The sequence below is a fragment of the Vibrio scophthalmi genome (assembly GCF_040869025.1).
Taxonomy (GTDB): Bacteria; Pseudomonadota; Gammaproteobacteria; order Enterobacterales; family Vibrionaceae; genus Vibrio; species Vibrio scophthalmi.
In genome coordinates, this window is sequence record NZ_CP134271.1 from 2772814 (window position 1) to 2791137 (window position 18324).

At 46.4% G+C, this 18324-nt stretch carries 14 protein-coding genes; 6 read left to right on the forward strand and 8 right to left on the reverse strand.

Annotated features, from left to right (window positions below; genetic code table 11):
- The first annotated feature begins 59 nt into the window (after positions 1-59).
- Together RJD38_RS12685 and RJD38_RS12690 are read left to right on the forward strand one after the other, a co-directional pair.
- The gene (locus RJD38_RS12685; RefSeq protein WP_065545421.1) at positions 60-1589 is read left to right on the forward strand and encodes a sensor domain-containing diguanylate cyclase; all 1530 of its coding nucleotides are present in this window, start codon (positions 60-62) and stop codon (positions 1587-1589) included.
- Positions 1590-1685: 96 nt separating this feature from the next.
- Entirely contained in the window at positions 1686-2216 is a 531-nt protein-coding gene (locus RJD38_RS12690; RefSeq protein WP_005594785.1) for a 3'-5' exonuclease, read from the forward strand.
- Positions 2217-2296: 80 nt separating this feature from the next.
- Here RJD38_RS12690 and RJD38_RS12695 read toward each other — a convergent pair whose 3' ends face one another.
- From RJD38_RS12695 to RJD38_RS12705, 3 genes are all read right to left on the reverse strand, one after another.
- Entirely contained in the window at positions 2297-2749 is a 453-nt protein-coding gene (locus tag RJD38_RS12695; protein ID WP_005594787.1) for a TerB family tellurite resistance protein, read from the reverse strand.
- Between the two features lie 149 nt (positions 2750-2898).
- Positions 2899-4812: a hypothetical protein gene (locus RJD38_RS12700; protein ID WP_065545420.1), complete on the reverse strand. Its 1914-nt coding sequence runs from the start codon at positions 4810-4812 to the stop codon at positions 2899-2901.
- Positions 4813-4856: 44 nt separating this feature from the next.
- On the reverse strand, positions 4857-5246 hold the full coding sequence (locus RJD38_RS12705; RefSeq protein ID WP_009386979.1) for a hypothetical protein: 390 nt from the start codon (positions 5244-5246) through the stop codon (positions 4857-4859).
- A 97-nt stretch (positions 5247-5343) separates the two neighbouring features.
- Between RJD38_RS12705 and RJD38_RS12710 the strand changes: the two genes are divergently transcribed.
- From RJD38_RS12710 to RJD38_RS12725, 4 genes are all read left to right on the forward strand, one after another.
- Positions 5344-6669: a MipA/OmpV family protein gene (locus tag RJD38_RS12710; protein ID WP_065545419.1), complete on the forward strand. Its 1326-nt coding sequence runs from the start codon at positions 5344-5346 to the stop codon at positions 6667-6669.
- Positions 6670-6831: 162 nt separating this feature from the next.
- The gene (gene hrpA, locus RJD38_RS12715; protein ID WP_065545418.1) at positions 6832-10761 is read left to right on the forward strand and encodes an ATP-dependent RNA helicase HrpA; all 3930 of its coding nucleotides are present in this window, start codon (positions 6832-6834) and stop codon (positions 10759-10761) included.
- Between the two features lie 178 nt (positions 10762-10939).
- Complete coding sequence (locus RJD38_RS12720) at positions 10940-11434, forward strand: outer membrane beta-barrel protein (RefSeq protein WP_065545417.1); 495 nt, start codon at positions 10940-10942, stop codon at positions 11432-11434.
- A 145-nt stretch (positions 11435-11579) separates the two neighbouring features.
- Complete coding sequence (locus tag RJD38_RS12725) at positions 11580-12116, forward strand: RDD family protein (protein ID WP_367971349.1); 537 nt, start codon at positions 11580-11582, stop codon at positions 12114-12116.
- Between the two features lie 72 nt (positions 12117-12188).
- Here RJD38_RS12725 and RJD38_RS12730 read toward each other — a convergent pair whose 3' ends face one another.
- The 5 genes from RJD38_RS12730 to trpD form a co-directional block, all read right to left on the reverse strand.
- A complete protein-coding gene (locus RJD38_RS12730; protein ID WP_009386974.1) occupies positions 12189-13451 on the reverse strand; it encodes a dicarboxylate/amino acid:cation symporter in 1263 nt (420 codons plus the stop codon).
- A gap of 424 nt (positions 13452-13875) precedes the next feature.
- Complete coding sequence (trpA, locus tag RJD38_RS12735; protein ID WP_065545415.1) at positions 13876-14682, reverse strand: tryptophan synthase subunit alpha; 807 nt, start codon at positions 14680-14682, stop codon at positions 13876-13878.
- The gene (trpB, locus tag RJD38_RS12740) at positions 14682-15872 is read right to left on the reverse strand and encodes a tryptophan synthase subunit beta (protein WP_065545414.1); all 1191 of its coding nucleotides are present in this window, start codon (positions 15870-15872) and stop codon (positions 14682-14684) included. Before trpB ends, trpA begins: the two co-directional genes overlap by 1 nt.
- A gap of 11 nt (positions 15873-15883) precedes the next feature.
- A complete protein-coding gene (gene trpCF, locus RJD38_RS12745; protein WP_065545413.1) occupies positions 15884-17311 on the reverse strand; it encodes a bifunctional indole-3-glycerol-phosphate synthase TrpC/phosphoribosylanthranilate isomerase TrpF in 1428 nt (475 codons plus the stop codon).
- A 13-nt stretch (positions 17312-17324) separates the two neighbouring features.
- Positions 17325-18323, reverse strand: coding sequence for an anthranilate phosphoribosyltransferase (gene trpD / locus RJD38_RS12750; RefSeq protein WP_005596515.1), 999 nt, complete (start codon positions 18321-18323; stop codon positions 17325-17327).
- Position 18324: the final 1 nt, after the last annotated feature.

Genomic DNA, 18324 nt, shown 5'->3' on the forward strand with positions numbered 1-18324 from the left:
TAGTCCTAACGGGAGAAGGAGTAGTATGAGAAGACTAGAACGATAAAATAAATGATTGAATGACTTTAACGCTTGAGAAAAAATGGCTCTATCCATTAATCACCTTTACCGTGACGGCGCTGATTGCGTTGTGTGTGGGGTATTTTTCTTACTTGTCCCAGCAGCGCTATAGCCAGACATTATTTGAGAACTTAGCTGAGCGACAAACTGAAGTTTTGGCGGAGTTTATTGGCAGTGATCTTGACCACATTGGTGCGGGAGCCAATTTCTTTCACGCAACAGATCGTGATGAATGGGATCACTTTCCTATTTTCGCTCGACAGGTAGTAGGTGCTTCGCAAACGCTGGTCACTTTGCAGTGGATGGAGCGAGTCGAAGAAGCGCAAGTCGATCAGTTTGTTGCCAATGCCCGTCTTCAATACCCAAATTATCAAATCTATACGATTCCAAAAGGCGGCGAGAAAACCCTCGGCTACATCATGCCTGCCGAAGAGCCTATTTTTGCTGCGCGTGATATCTACCCACGCAATGCCAGCAACGAAAGTGTATTGGGCTTTTATTCTTCACGTCCACGCTTCCAATTGGTGGTGGATAATATGCGCATTCACCATAAACCAAGCTTGTCAGATAAGGTTCGCTTAATTCAAGATGGCCTCGATAGTAGCTTAGAACGCGATGGTATCTTGGTGTACCACCCGGTGTTTGATATGGAGACGAATCAGCGCTTGATTGGTGTTGTGATTGGTGTCATCCGCACCTCACACTATTTTGACGGTTTAATGGTGCGCACCGCTGCCGAGCAAAAACTTGAAGTGAAAGTGGTCGATCTTGGTTTCGATGCTGAAGATGATCCAGTGCTATTTGAGAGCGATAACTGGGCGACGACGGATGGGTTAGAAGTACGCAAAGTGTTGGACTTACCTAATCGACAATGGGCTATCTATTTCAGGCTTGGGGATAAAGTGACCGCCAATGACCTGTTGATTGTGCATGGCATTCTTTTTGGCGGTTTTGTGATTGCTTGTCTGCTGAGTTATATCGCGTATCTGCAAGTCAGAGCCAAATCTAACCTAGAGCATCAATTGGCTCAGCGCACCAAAGAACTACAGTTTTTGGTTGAGCATGACTCATTGACAGGGCTTTATAGTCGCCATGCGTTTAACCAATTTATTGCGGCAATGGTGGCAGAAGATCGCCGTTTTACTCTGATTGGTTTTGATGTTGATAAGTTTAAGTTAGTTAACGATAACTTCGGTCACGCAGGGGGCGACAAAATGTTGATTCATGTCGCTCGCACGGTAGAGCAGTGCTTAGAGCCAGGCGATATCTTTATTCGTCTTGGCGGCGATGAGTTCGGCATTATTAGTAATGTGATTGAACGAGATACGCTGAACACTTATCTCAATCATATTTGTTCCACGGTATTTGCCAGTAACATCCAGATAGCAGAGCAGGCGGTTTGTTGTTCTCTAAGTATTGGCGCGGCGATTCGAGATCATGATTCGGTCGAGCAACTGATTCATTCTGCTGACGCACAAATGTATAAAAGTAAAAATGCTGGTAGAAATACTGTATCGATTGCTGAATAACTCAGCGAACAGCACTCGAGTTGTGATGGGTTACTTGGGTTAGCGCGAGCTTTACGGTAGAATTTCGCGCTTTAGTTATCTCTTGTTGGGCGAGTCATGAATCATAATCGTATCGTTTGTTTTGACCTAGAAATGTGCTGCTGGAATATCGATGGCGTCGGCACGACTGGCGAAATTATCGAGATTGGCTTAGCAGAGATTGATTTGGTTAAAGGCGAAATCGTCAAGCGTGCTCAGTATTACGTTAAGCCCGAGCACGATGAAGTTTCCCTATTTTGTGCAGAGTTAACGGGCATCACACCACGTAAAGTGGAAAAACAAGGGCGACCATTAGCGGAAGTGATCAAATCGATGATCAAGAATTTTGGGGGCAACAACAAAATTTACGCTGCATGGGGACGTGATGATTTGGTGTTAGCGAAAGAGTGCGCAGACAAAGGCATTGAAATGCCGTTTAAAGAGTATGTGAACCTCGCCACTATTTACCGCATTCAAAACCGCTTAAAAGAAAAACGTATTGGTCACAAGGCCGCACAAGAAGCGAAAGGCATTGAGTGGGAAGGCCGTCAGCATTCCGGTTATGTTGATGCCTACAACTTGGCGAAACTGGCGCTAACCATGCTGTAATCAATGTTCATACCGGTTGAAAGCGAGCTTATAAGCTCGCTTTTTTGTTATCTGATGTCGTGCTAGGCCGATTCACCACGCTATTTTTTCTGATCGGTCACCGAAATTTTTGCGCGAATGAAATCACGATGGTCAACATAGAGCAGTTCGGCTGATTTACGGATCACCGCGTCTTCTTGTGGGTCGATTTCCCCATCGGCATGGGCCACTTCCCACATGGCTTTGATCAAGTTATAGCGTGTCTCTTGGCTTAACTCTCGCAATTGGGTGGTGAACTCGTACAAAGAGGCGGCGTCTTTTACTTTAGCTTCTGCACGGCTTAGTAAGGTTTGAGCTTGAGTTGCATCGAGCCCTAGCAGACGGGCAATCAGTTGTTGCTTTGCTTCTACTTCACTTTGCTCTATTTGGTGATCAGCGCCCGCCACTTCGCACAATAAGCAGGCAATAGCCAAGTTTGGGTCGGCTTTATTTTGGTTACTAAGGTCATGACCTTCTAAGAGTTGTTTAAATAGTTTACTGATTGAATTGAGCATCTTCGTTGCCTTGCTTGGTTCTGTTGTGACTGATTTTAGAGCGTTTCGAGTTCTTTTGTGCCTATCGCACTTTTGCAGCGTTTTGGTTTTTCTCTATCGCTCTCGTTTGATCGCGCTCTCTTTTTATAGATAGTGGCTTTCCATTCAGATCACAAGCTTTCTTGGTCGGTTGGTGGAAAACGAACCGTTTTACCTTCTGCGGTTAAAATCGCAATTTCACTGGGTTTTCCGTGGCTATCGAGCTTTAATTCACCCACTGCACTGGCATTGACCAAGCGGCGAGAACCTTTGATATCAGGGTCGCGCTTAAACACTTTCAACCGTTTACGCTTGGTAAAAAAGTTTAACGGCGAGCGCGGCGAATAAAGCGCTCGGTCAAAACGGTCACAAATCGCTAATAACGGCTCTGGGAATTGGTTTTTAAACCCGCTACAGGTGATTTGGTAGATGTTTGGGCTCGACTTTCTGAATCTTAGTTTGATGTCGTAGGCGAAGGAATAGTGCACATCTCCCGACAAAATAACGAAATTAGTTGGTGTCTTAGTGTGAGTAAAAATACTCAGCAAGGTATTGGCACTGCCGGGGTGCGCCATCCAGTTTTCGGCATCGATTAAAAGCGGTTGGCCCAATAATGTCATGCTTTTTTGTAACGCTTCGATGAATTTGACGCCGAACATTGGCGCTGCCGAAATCACGATCACCTTATCTTGATGCATGAGTTGCTGCTGAAATTCGATCAGAGCTTCCCAATCCATTAGTCCGGATGGTTTGTTCATCCGTGATTCTGAGCGCCAGCGGCGAGTACGCGTATCCAACACCACGACTTTTGGTGAGCTATGAATGGTGTAGTGCCACTGTTCAAAGCTATACAGGTATTGAATTAAATCATCTTGCGCTTGTGCTTGTTCACTAGCACTGAATCGTTGCGCTAAGGTAAGTAATTCAAGTGGGAAGCTATCGGGTTCATTCCCCCATCCTTGACATAACCAGTAGCTGATCAAACCATTCCCGATGATACGTTTGGCAAACACATTATCGTAGGCCGCTTTTTCCCAACCAACGGTGAGATTCCAATCATCGGTAACATCGTGATCATCGAAAATCATGTAAGTGGGAATGTGGGCAATTAAGCGCCGTATGTGGCTTAAACCAGCAACAAATTGTTCAATATGGTTTTTTTCTTGGTGCCATTGTTTGATGTCCACCGCCGCCAATCGGTTTCCTGCGTGTTGAAAATCCTGTTCTGCTAACCGATTAAGATTAACGTGCGACCAAAGCGTCGGCGACCAAACCAATAAATACATCGCGATGAATTCGCCAAAGCTAATCAGATGGTTTTCACAGTCACGTGAACTGAATATTGGGCTGTATTTGGCGTGTAGCCAACGGTTGAGCCAGTGGCTGTGGTCAAGATAGTTTGGCAGAAGTCGATCGCGTTGGTAGTAGCAATTTGGGTGTTCAAACAATGCTTGGCTGGTTTGGATTGGAGCATCGACGAAACGTTCTTGTTTGAGACCGAGCAGATCACAGACCTGATGAATCGCATCCAGCATTGGGCCAGCAACGTGATCAGCGTAGATCTGATCGCCACTCATCATCAATAGGTCGGGACGTTCTTCAAGCGCTTGGGTTGAGACTTTTAAGTCCGCTTGAACTAAGGCATCTTTACTCGCGTGATGAGGATTACGGCACGAGCCATGAAGCAAATAATCGGCTTGGGTGCTGATGCGGAAAGTGGGCCTAATCTCATCCTCATAGAGTAAGTCAGGCATTAATTCAGCAAGGCTACCTTGTGAGGTCTTCAGGTCGTAGCTTAAGGCGACATTCGCCGGAAACGTCCCTTTGAATTGAGCACAAACGACATAGGCGCGTTCACCGACTTTCAATGACTGGCAGTCGTTAAGCGGGGCTTGATAAATGAGCGCGTTGTCAGCGTCAGCATAGAGTTGAAATTCACCGGAAACCGGTTGACTGGTTACATACCACAGCACTAATTCAGACGGTGTGGTTTTTCTCAAAATAGGGCCGGCTAGAATAAGCGGCAAAGATTGGGTGTCGCTCATAGGGTATTCGATGATATGGTCTCGTTTAGTTATTCGCTGACAGGCTATTCGCTGACTGATTCTTCAAATGCTTGTTGTTCATACTCAGCGCTTTCTAAAATTTCAATTACTTCGCCGCTGCTTTGTTCGTGGCCGATGAGAAATAGCGCCAAGAGCGCATCCGCTTTACTGCTGTTATCGGAATCTTCAGCAATAATTTGCTCAAACCGCTGACGAATCATGTCAATTTCATGATCGACGAAGCCGCGAGCTTCTTCACCTTGAATATCTTCGGGTGCATTGTCAAACTGTAAAAACAGCATATCGTCTACCGTTGAAGTAGCGACTAATTGCTCTGGTAACCATTCATCACCCGTGACGACATTTAAGTCGCAATCGGCTGGAAGGGCATTAAGTACATTCTTGAGTTCAGAAACTTTCACAATTTTTAGCATCGAGAGATCGTATCATTCTATTTTAACGGCGAATGTCAGTGAAACATAAGAGCAAAGTCGCTGATCTGGGTAAATTAATTTTCTTTTGGTTAAAAAAATGACAATTCACAACCGGCTACCAATTTTTATCGCAATAATCAGCTCCAGTTTCACCTCTCTGGTGGTGGCGAAACAAGCAGAACCGATCGCAGAACAAGATTGGGGGTTGGCGGCAATGTATCGTATTGCCAGTGTGCCATTTGCAACCGAAAGTGGCGATCAAACGGTAGGGACGTTTGTTCCCTTAATGTATTTCAGCAACGATTGGGTCTTTATTGACGGTCTTGAAGGGGGCGTTCACCTGACTCAATGGCAAGATGATAGCTTGCAGTTGAATGCGTTAACGCGGATGCGTTTTGTGGATATTCCCGCTTCTATTCAAAACGCTAACCAAGGTGATAGCGCCGATTTTGGTTTGCAACTACGCCAATCATTGAATGATGAATGGCATCTAGACTGGGAAGTCATGAGCGATGAAGATTTTCGCTTTCATACTAACCTTCGTGCTAGTGCCGAATATCAATGGGGCGACTGGAACCTCAAGCCAAGTGCGACATTGCGTTACAAAGACGCCGATTTTAATAGTCAATACTATGCATTTAGTGAGTATACCGCGCAAAAAATAGGTGCGGGAGTGGATGTTAATATCGGCGTTGATGCTCGCTATCATGTCGCCTCAAATTTGTATTTACTCGGTTCGACTAGCGTCACGCGTTTAGATCATAACGCTTATCATGCCCAAGCGGTGGAAGAGCGTTATCAGGGAGAAGTGTTTGTTGGGTTTGGCTTTTTTAATGACAGCAGTGCGCCTAAAAAAACACAGTTAACCAATTCACGTTATTTAAGAGTGGCGCATGGCTGGGCGACGCCGTCTAATATTGGCGATATTTTTGCCCTTAACCGCGAAAAAGACCCGTACAACAACCAATTGACTTCGTTGTTTTATGGCCATCCATTAACCGATGAATTGTTTGGCTACCCAGTCGATCTCTATTTCACGCCCGGAATCGTGCATCATTGGTCTTCCGATGTGCAAAATGCCAGTACTGAATGGGTGGCGGCAATTAAAGCCTATGTGACGGTCGAGTGGCCAACGCGCTGGCGTTTTGGTGTCGCAGAAGGGCTCTCTTACATCGATAACATCAGTTATATCGAACAAAGCGAAATGGACCGAAAAGGCTATACGCCGAGTCATCTACTGAACTACTTGGATTTTTCCTTCGATATCAATGTGGGTGACTTAGTCAATCAACCTTCATGGCAGCATGTTTGGTTTGGCTACTCCTTGCATCATCGTAGTGCCATTTTTGAAAAAGCCTCTCAGTTTGGCCGCATTAAGGGGGGCAGTAACTACAATACGGTTTATTTACAGTTCGATTTTTAGTCGGTGTTGCAGGCTAATTCCGACTATGTTTATTCAAGCGAAAGCAGAACAGATTCGCCTTATTGATTTGTTTATTAGCCCAGTCCTCAACGGCAAGTTACTTAGGGCTATTCTGTGATACAATTCGCGCAGTTTTGATAAGTAAAAAGAATAGGACACGCTTTGACCTCGTCACAGCCGAAAAAATCTCAGCCTAGCGAGACCGCAGTGCATGCAAACAATGCCGCGTCTCTGCGTAAGGCCCTTGAACAATGTATGATTCGAGATCGCTTCCGTTTGAGTAAGCGTATTTCTGGTGCAAGCAAAATCAATAAAGAAGCATCGCGTAATGCGGTGTTCGATGAAATTGCACTGGATATCGCCAAATCAATGATGGAAGTCGAGCAGCGACACGCGCAGCGAATTACCATTGACTATCCTGAAATCCTGCCTGTTAGCCAAAAGAAAGATGACATCGCCAAAGCGATCGCTGAGCACCAAGTGGTGATCGTTGCTGGTGAAACTGGCTCAGGTAAAACCACTCAGCTACCAAAAATCTGTGCCGAGCTTGGTCGTGGAAAATTTGGCCTGATTGGTCATACTCAACCACGTCGATTAGCGGCACGTTCGGTCGCAAACCGTATTGCTGAAGAAATGCAGACCCAACTGGGTGAGTTTGTCGGCTATAAAGTTCGATTTAACGATCAAATTTCAGAGAATACTCAAATCAAGTTGATGACAGACGGTATTTTGCTGGCTGAAATTCAACACGACCGATTCCTTAATCAGTACGACACCATCATTATCGATGAAGCGCATGAGCGCAGCTTAAACATCGACTTTATCTTAGGCTACCTCAAAGAGTTGTTGCCGCGTCGTCCTGATCTCAAGATCATCATCACCTCTGCAACGATTGACCCTGAGCGTTTCTCAAAACACTTCAGCAATGCACCGATCATTGAAGTTTCTGGCCGCACCTATCCGGTTGATACTCGTTACCGCCCATTAAGTGGTTACGATGATGTCGATCGTGATCAGCTAGAAGGCATCTTTGAAGCGGTCGATGAACTGTGTGATGAAGGCTTAGGCGACATCTTGATCTTTATGAACGGTGAACGTGAAATTCGCGACACCGCAGATGCACTGAGCAAACGTAACTTAAAGGGCACCGAAATCGTACCGCTGTACGCTCGATTGTCTGCGAGTGAACAGAACCGTATCTTCCAGCCACATGCTGGTCGTCGAATTGTACTGGCGACCAACGTCGCTGAGACCTCGTTAACCGTTCCGGGTATTAAGTACGTCATCGATCCGGGTACTGCCCGCATTAGTCGTTATAGCTATCGTACCAAAGTTCAGCGCTTGCCGATTGAACCGGTTTCTCAAGCGAGTGCTAACCAGCGTAAAGGTCGTTGTGGTCGTGTTGAAGAAGGTATCTGTATTCGTTTGTATTCAGAAGAGGATTTTAACTCCCGTCCTGAATTTACTGATCCAGAAATCCTTCGCACTAACTTAGCCTCAGTTATCTTGCAGATGACCGCTCTGGGCCTCGGCGATATAGAAGCCTTCCCATTTGTCGAAGCGCCAGATAAACGTAACGTGCAAGATGGTGTACGCCTGCTTGAAGAGCTAGGTGCGCTGAATGGTGATGTTAAAGAGGCTAAAAAACGTCTTACAAATACAGGGCGCCAGCTTGCTCGTTTACCGATTGATCCACGTTTAGCGCGTATGGTGCTTGAAGCGCCAAAGTATGGTGCGCTAAAAGAAGTGATGATCGTTGCGGCAGCACTGTCGATTCAAGATCCGCGTGAACGTCCAAGTGATAAGAAACAATCTTCCGATGATAAGCATCGCCGCTTTTTCCATGAAGATTCTGACTTCCTGACGTTTGTGAACCTGTGGGATTATATTCAAAAGCAGCAGAAAGAGCTGTCAGGCAACCAATTCCGTAAGCAGTGTAAGCTTGATTATCTCAACTACTTACGCGTAAGAGAATGGCAGGATGTTTACTTCCAAATTCACCAATCAATGCGTGAAATGGAGTTTAAGCTTAATTCTGAACCGGCGAATTACCAAAGTGTCCACAGCGCGATTTTGGTTGGCTTGCTGTCGCATATTGGTATCAAAGACCAAGAGAAGAGTGACTATCAAGGTGCGCGTAATGCACGCTTCCACATTTTCCCAGCTTCTGGTTTGTTTAAGAAACAGCCTAAGTGGATTATGTCGGCAGAGCTGGTGGAAACCTCGAAGCTTTGGGGACGCATCATTGCTAAGATCCAACCAGAGTGGATCGAGCCGTTAGCCGGACATTTGATTAAGCGCAGCTACAGCGAACCACATTGGTCGAAGAAGCGCGCTGCGGTCATGGCACACGAGAAAGTGATGCTGTACGGAGTGCCAATCGTACCAAAACGCTTAGTCAATTATGAGCGTATTGATGCCACCATTAGCCGTGAAATCTTCATCCGTAGCGCATTGGTAGAAGGAGATTGGGAAACCAAACACGCCTTCTTCAAGCAAAACCGTAAATTGCTGCAAGAAGTTGAAGAGCTTGAGCATAAATCACGTCGTCGCGACATTTTGGTCGATGACGACGAGCTGTTTGATTTCTACGATCAGCGTGTTGGCACCGAAGTGGTCTCTGGTCGTCATTTCGATACTTGGTGGAAAAAAGCGTCAAAACAAAACCCTGAACTGCTTAATTTTGAAAAAGAGATGCTGTTCAGAGGGGATGCGAGCCACGTAACCGATTTGGATTACCCGAACTTCTGGTATCAAAATGGCCTCAAGTTGAAGCTGAGTTACCAATTTGAACCGGGTGATGATAACGATGGTGTGACGGTACACATTCCGTTACCGATCTTAAACCAGATCGAGATGGCAGGCTTTGACTGGCAGATCCCAGGTCTGCGCCATGAATTGGTGATGAGCTTAATTAAGTCACTACCAAAAACATTGCGTAAGAACTTTGTGCCTGCGCCAAATTACGCTGACGCTTTCCTTGCTCGTGTGACTGCGATGGAAATGCCGCTGCTTGATGCGCTGGAAAAAGAGTTGCGTCGCATGACGGGCGTTGAGTTGTACCGCGAAGATTGGAAACTAGAACAAGTGCCAGAGCATTTGAAGGTGACTTTCCGTGCGGTCGACCATCGTAATCGCAAGCTAAAAGAGCACAAAGACCTGCATGAGCTAAAAGAAAGCCTCAAAGATAAAGTACAAGAAACCTTATCTAAAGTGGCGGACTCAGATATTGAGCAACAAGGTCTGCATACTTGGAGCTTCGGCGAACTGCCTAAAGTCTATCAACAAAAACGTGGCGGCTACGAAGTAAAAGCGTACCCAGCGATTGTTGATAACAAAGACAGTGTTGAGATCAAACTCTACGAAACCGAGCAAGAGCAAGTAGCAGCGATGCGCGCAGGTCAGCGTCGTCTTGTGCTACTTAACGTGCCGTCGCCGGTGAAATACTTGCACTCGAACTTGCCTAACAAATCTAAATTGGGTCTTTACTTTAACCCTTACGGTAAAGTGATGGACTTGATTGATGACTGTATTGCTTGTGGTATCGATAAGTTAATCGAAGAGCAGGGCGGTTTGGTTTGGGAGTCGGCTCAGTTTGAAAAGATGAAAGAGCATATTCGTGCAGAGCTCGGTGACACGGTGGTTGATGTTGCTCAGCAGGTAGAAACCATTCTAACTACTGCGTTCAACATCAATAAGAAACTGAAAGGACGTATCGATTTTACCATGGCGTTTGCTTTGTCAGACATCAAGGCGCAAATCGAAGGTTTGATTTTCAAAGGCTTCGCGACCGAATGTGGCTGGAAGCGTCTACCGGATATTTTACGCTACATGAGAGCGATTGAACGTCGCATGGAAAAACTGCCAATCGATCCAAATAAAGACCGATTACATATGCTAAAAATTGAATCAGTAGTGAGTGATTACAAAGAACTATTGAACAAGATCCCGAAAGGCATGGCAGTACCGGACAACGTTAAAGAAATCCGTTGGATGATAGAAGAGCTACGTGTTAGCTTGTTTGCTCAGCAGTTGGGTACGCCGTATCCGGTTTCTGACAAGCGAGTGATCAACGCAATCAACGCTTGTTAGCCAACAAAATAGCAAGGTAAACCATTAAGCCCACTAGAGAATTTCGCTCTGGTGGGTCTTATTTTACTTACCGTTTACACAACGGTATGTAATTTGCATTATTTTAGCCCAATGGCAGAACTGTCAGAGATCCGGCAGAGCATTGCCGAGCTCACAAAATTATAAGAGAAGGTTAATTATGAAAAAGACATTACTCGCTCTAGCACTTTTAGGTGCATCTGCGACCGCTTCAGCTGATTCATGGATCTACGGTGGCGCGAGCGCAGGCCAAGCGGATTTAGGTAATGAGTCTGCAACTTCATACAATGTTCACGTTGGCACCGGCATTCTACCCTTCATCGGCCTAGAAGCGGGTTACCAAAACTTTGGTGATTTCGGCACAACTCAATACGGTAACAAGACTATCCTCGATGTTAACGGCTCAGCAGTTTACTTTGCTGCGAAACCAAGCATTGATTTTGGTCCTTTACACGTTTACGCAAAAGCGGGCGTACACTCATACGAGTTGAAGGGTACTAACTTCAAAGAAGACGAATTCGACACAATGTACGGCATCGGCGCTGAATACTTCGTTATGGGTCCTATTTCTCTAGGCGCGAGCTACAATGTTTTCTCTATGAAAGAAGACGACGTGAAGAACTTCTCTATCAACGCGACGTTCCACTTCTTGTAATACGCGATACCTAATTTTAAGAACCCAGCCAATGTGCTGGGTTTTTTTATCCGCCATTTTTGAAATCGATCTGAAAATTGGCGCGCGTACGCAGATGGTTTTATGACCAATGTTAGGCTGTGTTCTTTTATTTAGGAGATTGCCTATGAGATACGGAGGTTTTTGGCGTCGGTCAGCCGCGTCGCTAATTGATGGTTTAGTTTTGTTACCTTTCACCGCACTGCTAATTTACGCGCAAGGCTTCTCGAAAGAGATGGGCATATGGCTCTCTCTTCCTGCCGCATTACTGTTTTCAAGCTATTACATCATCATGCATTGGCGTTATGGGGCAACCGTTGGTAAGCGCTTATTAAGCTTACGCGTTGTGGATGAATACTATGAGCGAGAAATCAATTTCCGTTCCGCGCTATTACGTGGCAGCTTTTATCTCGTTTTCGCAATGATCTTCAGTTACTGGGAAATTATCGGTTTTCAATCTATCCCTGCTGACCAATATGCCCATTTAGAATGGTATGTACGTGATGAAATCGTGCAGAGTCGGGTGCCAAGCTGGTCGTCTTACGTCATGATCGCGTCTTGTGTGTGGTTTGTGATTTCGTTCTTTACCTTGGTAATGACAGAGAAAAAGCGCACCTTACATGACTATTTGGGCAGCACTGTCGTGGTGATAGTTTATAAGTAGAATGGTCTGTAAGCGGTAACAAAAAGCCACTCAATTGAGTGGCTTTGGCTATTTTAGAATTAAACGTTTTAATTAAGCTTGCTGTTTCTCAAGCTCAACTTGTTCTGCTACTTCATCTTCAATCAGCGCATCAACGATAACAGCACAAGCTGCATCGCCAGTGATGTTCAGTGCAGTACGAATCATGTCGAAAATACGGTCAAGTGCGAACAACAGTGGTAAACCTTCAATTGGAATACCAGCGGCAAGAAGAACGGCAACCACGAGGAATGATGGACCTGGTACACCAGCTTGACCTACAGCACCAAGGGTTGATGTTACGATGATCGCGATGTAAGCACCCATTCCAAGATCAATATTGAACAGCTGAGCAAAGAAGATAGCGACTAGGCCATAGTAGATTGCATTACCTGACATGTTGATGGTTGCGCCTAATGGCAATACGAAAGAAGCTGTAGAGTTACGTACTTTCAGCTCGTGCTCAACCGTATCCATGGTTACAGGCAGTGTCGCCATTGATGAAGCGGTTGAGAGTGCCACAGCTTGAGGCTTTTTCATCGCACTAATAAACTGCTTCGCTGACGTCTTAGTGAAGACGTGGATCATCGCTGGGTAAACCACAAAGCCGAAGATCAGGATTGCTGCGGTGTAAACAAGGAATAGCTTGAATACCACCATCAGTGCACCAAAACCAAAGGTACCTACAGCTTCAGCCATCAAGCCAAACACACCGATAGGGGCGATGATCATCACTTTGTTGATCATCCATACCATAGAATCAACGATGCAGTTTACGCCGTTAATAATTGGCGTGCGGCGTTCTTCTGATTGCTTTGACAGTGCAATGCCAAAGAATAGGCAGAAAACCAAAATTTGGAGGATGTTTGCTTCGTTCAGTGATTGGAAAACGTTGGTTGGGATCATACCAGTGATGGTTGCCCAGAAAGTAGGTAGTTCACCTTTAGAAGCATACTCAGCAGAGAACATGCCTTCGACACCCGATAAGTCGATACCAATACCTGGTTGGAAGACCGCACCCATGACGAGAGCAAGTGCAACAGCCAGCGCAGATGTTAGCGCGAAAAACCCGAGCGTAACGGTGCCGACTTTACCTGCAGATTGGCTATTTCCTAGGCCTGCTGCACCTGAAATCAGTGCAACGGCAACTAATGGAATCACCAACATTTTGATTAGATTGATAAAAATAGCACCAAGTGGGGCGAACATCACCGCGCTTTGACCCATCATGGCACCAACGGCAGTACCAACGATCATTGCGATGACAACTTGAATACCAATGTTGCTTAGCAAACTCTTTTCTTTTAACACTTCCATAACCTCTGTGCTATTAAATTTGAAAATCCTAGTATTAACCACTGCGCATATTGCAACGAATGGATAATAATTCGAGTGAATTTGTACACGTAATTTTCACAATTGGCAATAAGCAACACGTTAAAAACGGCCGACAAAAGTCACTTTTTGCGGTTGAAGTGTGATTTTTGTTCAAGAGCAAACGTTTGCTTGTGCGGCTGATGCGTTAAGAGTGACAGCGAGTGGGTTGAATATGACGGTTTGTTGATAATTTAATGCCAGTTAGTTGCATTGCTGTAAGTGATGAGCTTGATTGATAATTGGGCTGAATGGTTACGTTGTTGCTGTGAGGGTAAAGAGAGATCGCAAACACACAAGGTGTCGATAGGCGCAGCAAGGAAGTAGGGGCTATTAAAACAATAACCCCACATTTAGGCTGAAAAAGCTACTTTTGCGTGGCTGCTTTCATCGTTGTGATGAATTGACCAAGTGACTGCAGCATGAGTGCTGGCTGGTCAATATTTGACTCAATGATTTTCACCACCGCAGAGCCAGAGATTGCCCCTGCGGCACCCGCATCAATCGCTTCTTTAACTTGTGCTGGTTCTGAGATACCAAAGCCAAGTAGCGCAGGAGGCGCATCAAATTGATTAAGGCGAGCCAGTAGATCGCCGACGGGCATATTCGCTTTGGTTTCCGCGCCCGTCACGCCTGCGCGCGAGAGTAGATAAGTATAACCACCGCCTAGCTGTGCAACGGCCTGTAATGTTTCGTCACTGGCGGTTGGTGGCGCGATAAAGATTGGGTGGATACCAAATTTTTCTGCCGCCGCAACAAACTCAGCGCTCTCATTGGTTGGGACATCAGCAATCAGTACCGAATCAACACCAGCCTTGGCACAGCGTTGATAAAAGTCTTCAATGCCGCGCGAGAAGACAAGGTTGGCATACATCAGCAAACCAATTGGCAGTTCAGGATACTCTTGACGAATTTTACTGATCAACTCGAAGCAAATATCCGGTGTCGCACCAGAATCTAATGCACGAATATTGGCCCCTTGAATGGTTGGTCCATCCGCAAGAGGATCGGAGAAGGGCATGCCTAATTCGAGTGCATCAGCACCAGACTTAACCAGCGTTCGCATGATCTCTAGTGACTGCTCAGGGTTAGGATCGCAGATGGTGACAAATGGCACAAACGCGCCTTGTTTGACTTCGTCTAGGCGTTCAAACATCAGTTGATAACGGTCCATTAAAACACTCCTTTTTCTTCAAGAATGGCGTGGACGGTAAAGATGTCTTTGTCACCACGACCGGATAGGTTGACCACCAGTAGCTGTTCTTTTTCAGGGTTGTTGCGTGCCATATGCAGAGCGTGTGCAAGTGCATGAGAGGACTCAAGCGCAGGAATAATTCCTTCGCTACGAGCCAGCTCTTGGAACGCGTCTAATGCTTCGTCATCGGTAATGTTGTCGTATTCCGCGCGACCAATTGCGTTAAGGTGTGCGTGTTGTGGACCAACGGATGGGAAATCAAGGCCAGCAGAGACGGAGTAAGACTCTTCTACTTGGCCATTAGGATCTTGCATTAATGGTGCTTTCATACCAAAGAAGATACCCGTTTTGCCATGCTTCAACGGTGCACCATGTTGGTCGGTGTCAATCCCTTTACCAGCAGGCTCAACCCCGATCAGGCGTACGCTCTCTTCCTCAATAAAATCAGCAAACATACCAATGGCATTGGAACCGCCACCGACACAGGCGATCACCGCATCAGGCAAGCGGCCTTCGCGCGCCAAAATTTGATTCTTGGTTTCTTCGCCAATCATACGTTGGAATTCACGTACGATGGTTGGGAATGGGTGAGGGCCTGCTGCCGTACCTAAAAGGTAGTGGGCGGTTTCGTAGCTGCCAGACCAATCACGCAAAGCTTCGTTACAGGCATCTTTTAATGTTGCTGAGCCTGAATGAACAGGGATCACTTCCGCGCCCATCAGCTTCATGCGGAAAACGTTCGGGCTTTGACGCTCAACATCTTTTGCCCCCATATAAACACGGCATTTTAAGCCTAATAGTGCACACGCTAGTGCGGTTGCAACACCATGTTGACCTGCGCCAGTTTCTGCAATGATTTCGTTTTTGCCCATGCGTTTTGCCAGCAAAGCTTGACCGAGTACTTGGTTGGTTTTGTGCGCGCCACCATGCAACAAATCTTCACGTTTAAGGTATAACTTAGTTTTGGTGCCCTTAGTGAGGTTACGTGTCAAAGTAAGCGCCGTTGGGCGACCTGCGTACTCTTGTAATAGGGTCATGAACTCACTGCGAAATTCAGGGTCTTCTTGTGCATCAATAAACGCTTGCTCTAACTGCTCAAGCGCAGGCACTAATATTTGCGGAACGTATTGACCGCCGTACTCGCCAAAATAGGCATCTAACTTTGCCATTGCTCTCTTCCTTAATATTGTCGAATTGCAGCAAACGCTTGTTGCAACTTCACTAAATCTTTCTTACCCGGTGCGCTTTCCACACCTGAGTTAAGGTCTAATCCTAAGCAGCCAAGTTGACTTGCTTGTTGTGCGTTATCGGCGCTAATACCACCGGCCAACATCACTTGTTCAGTGTTGCCAATCAGCGACCAATCAAATACTTGCCCTGTGCCACCACTTTGGTTGCCAACCTTGGTATCGAGAAGGTGACGGTCGACATGGCGACTCAGGCGAATGGCGGTTTGATCACTCACGCCATAGGCTTTCCAGATTTCGATCTCTGCGGGCAATTGAATGCGTAAGGCATCCACGTACTCTTGCGACTCGTTACCGTGTAACTGGATAGCAGTTAGGTGTAGCTGGTCTGCAATTTCAGCGACGATTTCGGCGGGGTGGTTCTGAAACACACCAACATAGTTAAGTGGTGCGCCACTCATCACCAAGCGAGCGTGTTCTGGTGTCACATAGCGTTTAGAGGCCTCAACGAAAATCAAACCGCCATACACCGCACCGGATTGATAGGCTTTGGCGGCTTCATCACAATGGGTCAGTCCGCATACTTTATTCTGCCCCAGTGTTACCTTGCGCACGGCCAGTTCGATATTACTTTCCGCCATCAAAGAGCTGCCAATCAAAAAGCCATCGGCATAGGTACTTAAATCACGCACTTGCTGGTGGGTGTAAATGCCGGATTCAGAAATAATCGTTGCGTCCGGCGCCAGTTCACGCAGGGTCGGAGCAAGCTGCTTGGTACGATTCAAATCGGTGCTGAGATCGCGCAAATTACGGTTGTTGATGCCAATCACTTTCGCGCCAAGATTTACCGCGCGATGCAGTTCTTCATCGTTACTGACCTCAGTCAACACGCCCATGTTAAGTGAGTGGGCAACCTCAGCAAGCTGTTGATAGTCTTCGTCGTCAAGCACTGACAACATCAGCAGAATGGCATCAGCTTGGTAGTGGCGTGCCAAATAAACTTGATAAGGGTCAATCATGAAGTCTTTACACAATACCGGCTGGCGAACCTGACGGCTGACTTGTGGAAGAAAATCAAAGCTGCCTTGAAAGTACTTTTCATCGGTCAGTACAGAGATAGCATCAGCATGGTTGTTATACACTGAGGCGATGTAATCGAGATCAAAGTCGTCGCGAATCAACCCTTTTGATGGTGATGCTTTTTTGCATTCCAAGATAAAAGCGGTTTTGTTGCCACTGAGCGCTTGGTAGAAGTTTCGCTCAGAGGGCGTCAGTGACGATTGAAATTCTGCCAGCGGTTGCGTGGCTTTACGCGCTGCAACCCATTCGAATTTATCACGTACTATTTTCGCCAGTACTTCCGCCATCTGTGCCTCTTTACGTGAGACATGCTGCGATAAATTGTCGGATACTTGTGTCATGGTGATCCCTTAATTATCCACGCGCTGCCAGTTGTTCAACTAACTGATACGCTTTACCTGAATTCATGGCCTCGATGGCTTGTTGTGTATTGGCTTTTAAATCTTCATGGCCGAACAAGCGCATGAGCAGAGCCACGTTTACCGCAACCGCACCCAGCTGTGCTTCAGTGCCTTTGCCAGTCAAAATATTGGTGATGATGGCTTTATTTTCTTGCGGATCGCCGCCTTTGATCGCCTCTAGTGGAAAGCGAGTAACACCAAAATCTTCCGGCGTTAAGGTGTATTCGTGGATCTGACCCTCTTTGATTTCAGCAACAGTGGTTTCGCCATGAATCGCCACTTCATCTAAACCGCTGCCATGCACGACTGCGGCGCGCTTCATGCCCATTTTTAACATTGTTTCAGCAATAGGACGTACGAGCTCTTCGCTGTATACGCCCATTAATTCGATATTAGGTCGTGCAGGGTTAATCAGAGGACCGAGAATATTGAAAATGGTGCGGGTTTTCATAGTTTGACGCACCGGCATCGCATGGCGAACACCACCGTGATATTGCGGCGCAAACAGAAAGGCGACGCCAAGTTCATCGACGGCGTCTCGCGTGTCTTGTGCGCTCATGGCGAGATTAATGCCGAATGAATCAAGCAAGTCTGAAGAGCCAGATTTACTCGATACGCTGCGGTTACCATGTTTGGCGATTTTTAAGCCACAAGCGGCAGCAACAAAGGCGGCGGTGGTCGAGATATTGATGGTATCGTGCCCATCGCCACCGGTACCAACGATATCAGCAAAATCATAATCAGGGCGAGGGAAGGCGTTCGCATTCGCGAGTAAGGCTTTGGCGGCGCCGGCAATTTCGGCTGGCGTTTCGCCTTTGATTTTTAACGCGGTTAGCGCGGAGGCCATCAGCACGGGATCGAGTTCACCACGAATGATGATGTCGAAAAGCGCTTGGCTTTCTTGTTCGGTTAATGCTTGTTGCTCGTAAAGCTTATTAATAATCTGTTCCATG

Coding starts and splice junctions, on each gene's coding strand:
- RJD38_RS12685 (WP_065545421.1), top strand. CDS start 60: ATGACTTTAACGCTTGAGAAAAAATGGCTCTATCCATTAATCACCTTT.
- trpA (WP_065545415.1), bottom strand. CDS start 14,682: ATGGACCGTTATCAACTGATGTTTGAACGCCTAGACGAAGTCAAACAA.
- trpD (WP_005596515.1), bottom strand. CDS start 18,323: ATGGAACAGATTATTAATAAGCTTTACGAGCAACAAGCATTAACCGAA.
- trpB (WP_065545414.1), bottom strand. CDS start 15,872: ATGGCAAAGTTAGATGCCTATTTTGGCGAGTACGGCGGTCAATACGTT.
- RJD38_RS12720 (WP_065545417.1), top strand. CDS start 10,940: ATGAAAAAGACATTACTCGCTCTAGCACTTTTAGGTGCATCTGCGACC.
- RJD38_RS12730 (WP_009386974.1), bottom strand. CDS start 13,451: ATGGAAGTGTTAAAAGAAAAGAGTTTGCTAAGCAACATTGGTATTCAA.
- RJD38_RS12725 (WP_367971349.1), top strand. CDS start 11,580: ATGAGATACGGAGGTTTTTGGCGTCGGTCAGCCGCGTCGCTAATTGAT.
- trpCF (WP_065545413.1), bottom strand. CDS start 17,311: ATGACACAAGTATCCGACAATTTATCGCAGCATGTCTCACGTAAAGAG.
- RJD38_RS12695 (WP_005594787.1), bottom strand. CDS start 2,749: ATGCTCAATTCAATCAGTAAACTATTTAAACAACTCTTAGAAGGTCAT.
- RJD38_RS12710 (WP_065545419.1), top strand. CDS start 5,344: ATGACAATTCACAACCGGCTACCAATTTTTATCGCAATAATCAGCTCC.
- RJD38_RS12700 (WP_065545420.1), bottom strand. CDS start 4,812: ATGAGCGACACCCAATCTTTGCCGCTTATTCTAGCCGGCCCTATTTTG.
- RJD38_RS12705 (WP_009386979.1), bottom strand. CDS start 5,246: ATGCTAAAAATTGTGAAAGTTTCTGAACTCAAGAATGTACTTAATGCC.
- RJD38_RS12690 (WP_005594785.1), top strand. CDS start 1,686: ATGAATCATAATCGTATCGTTTGTTTTGACCTAGAAATGTGCTGCTGG.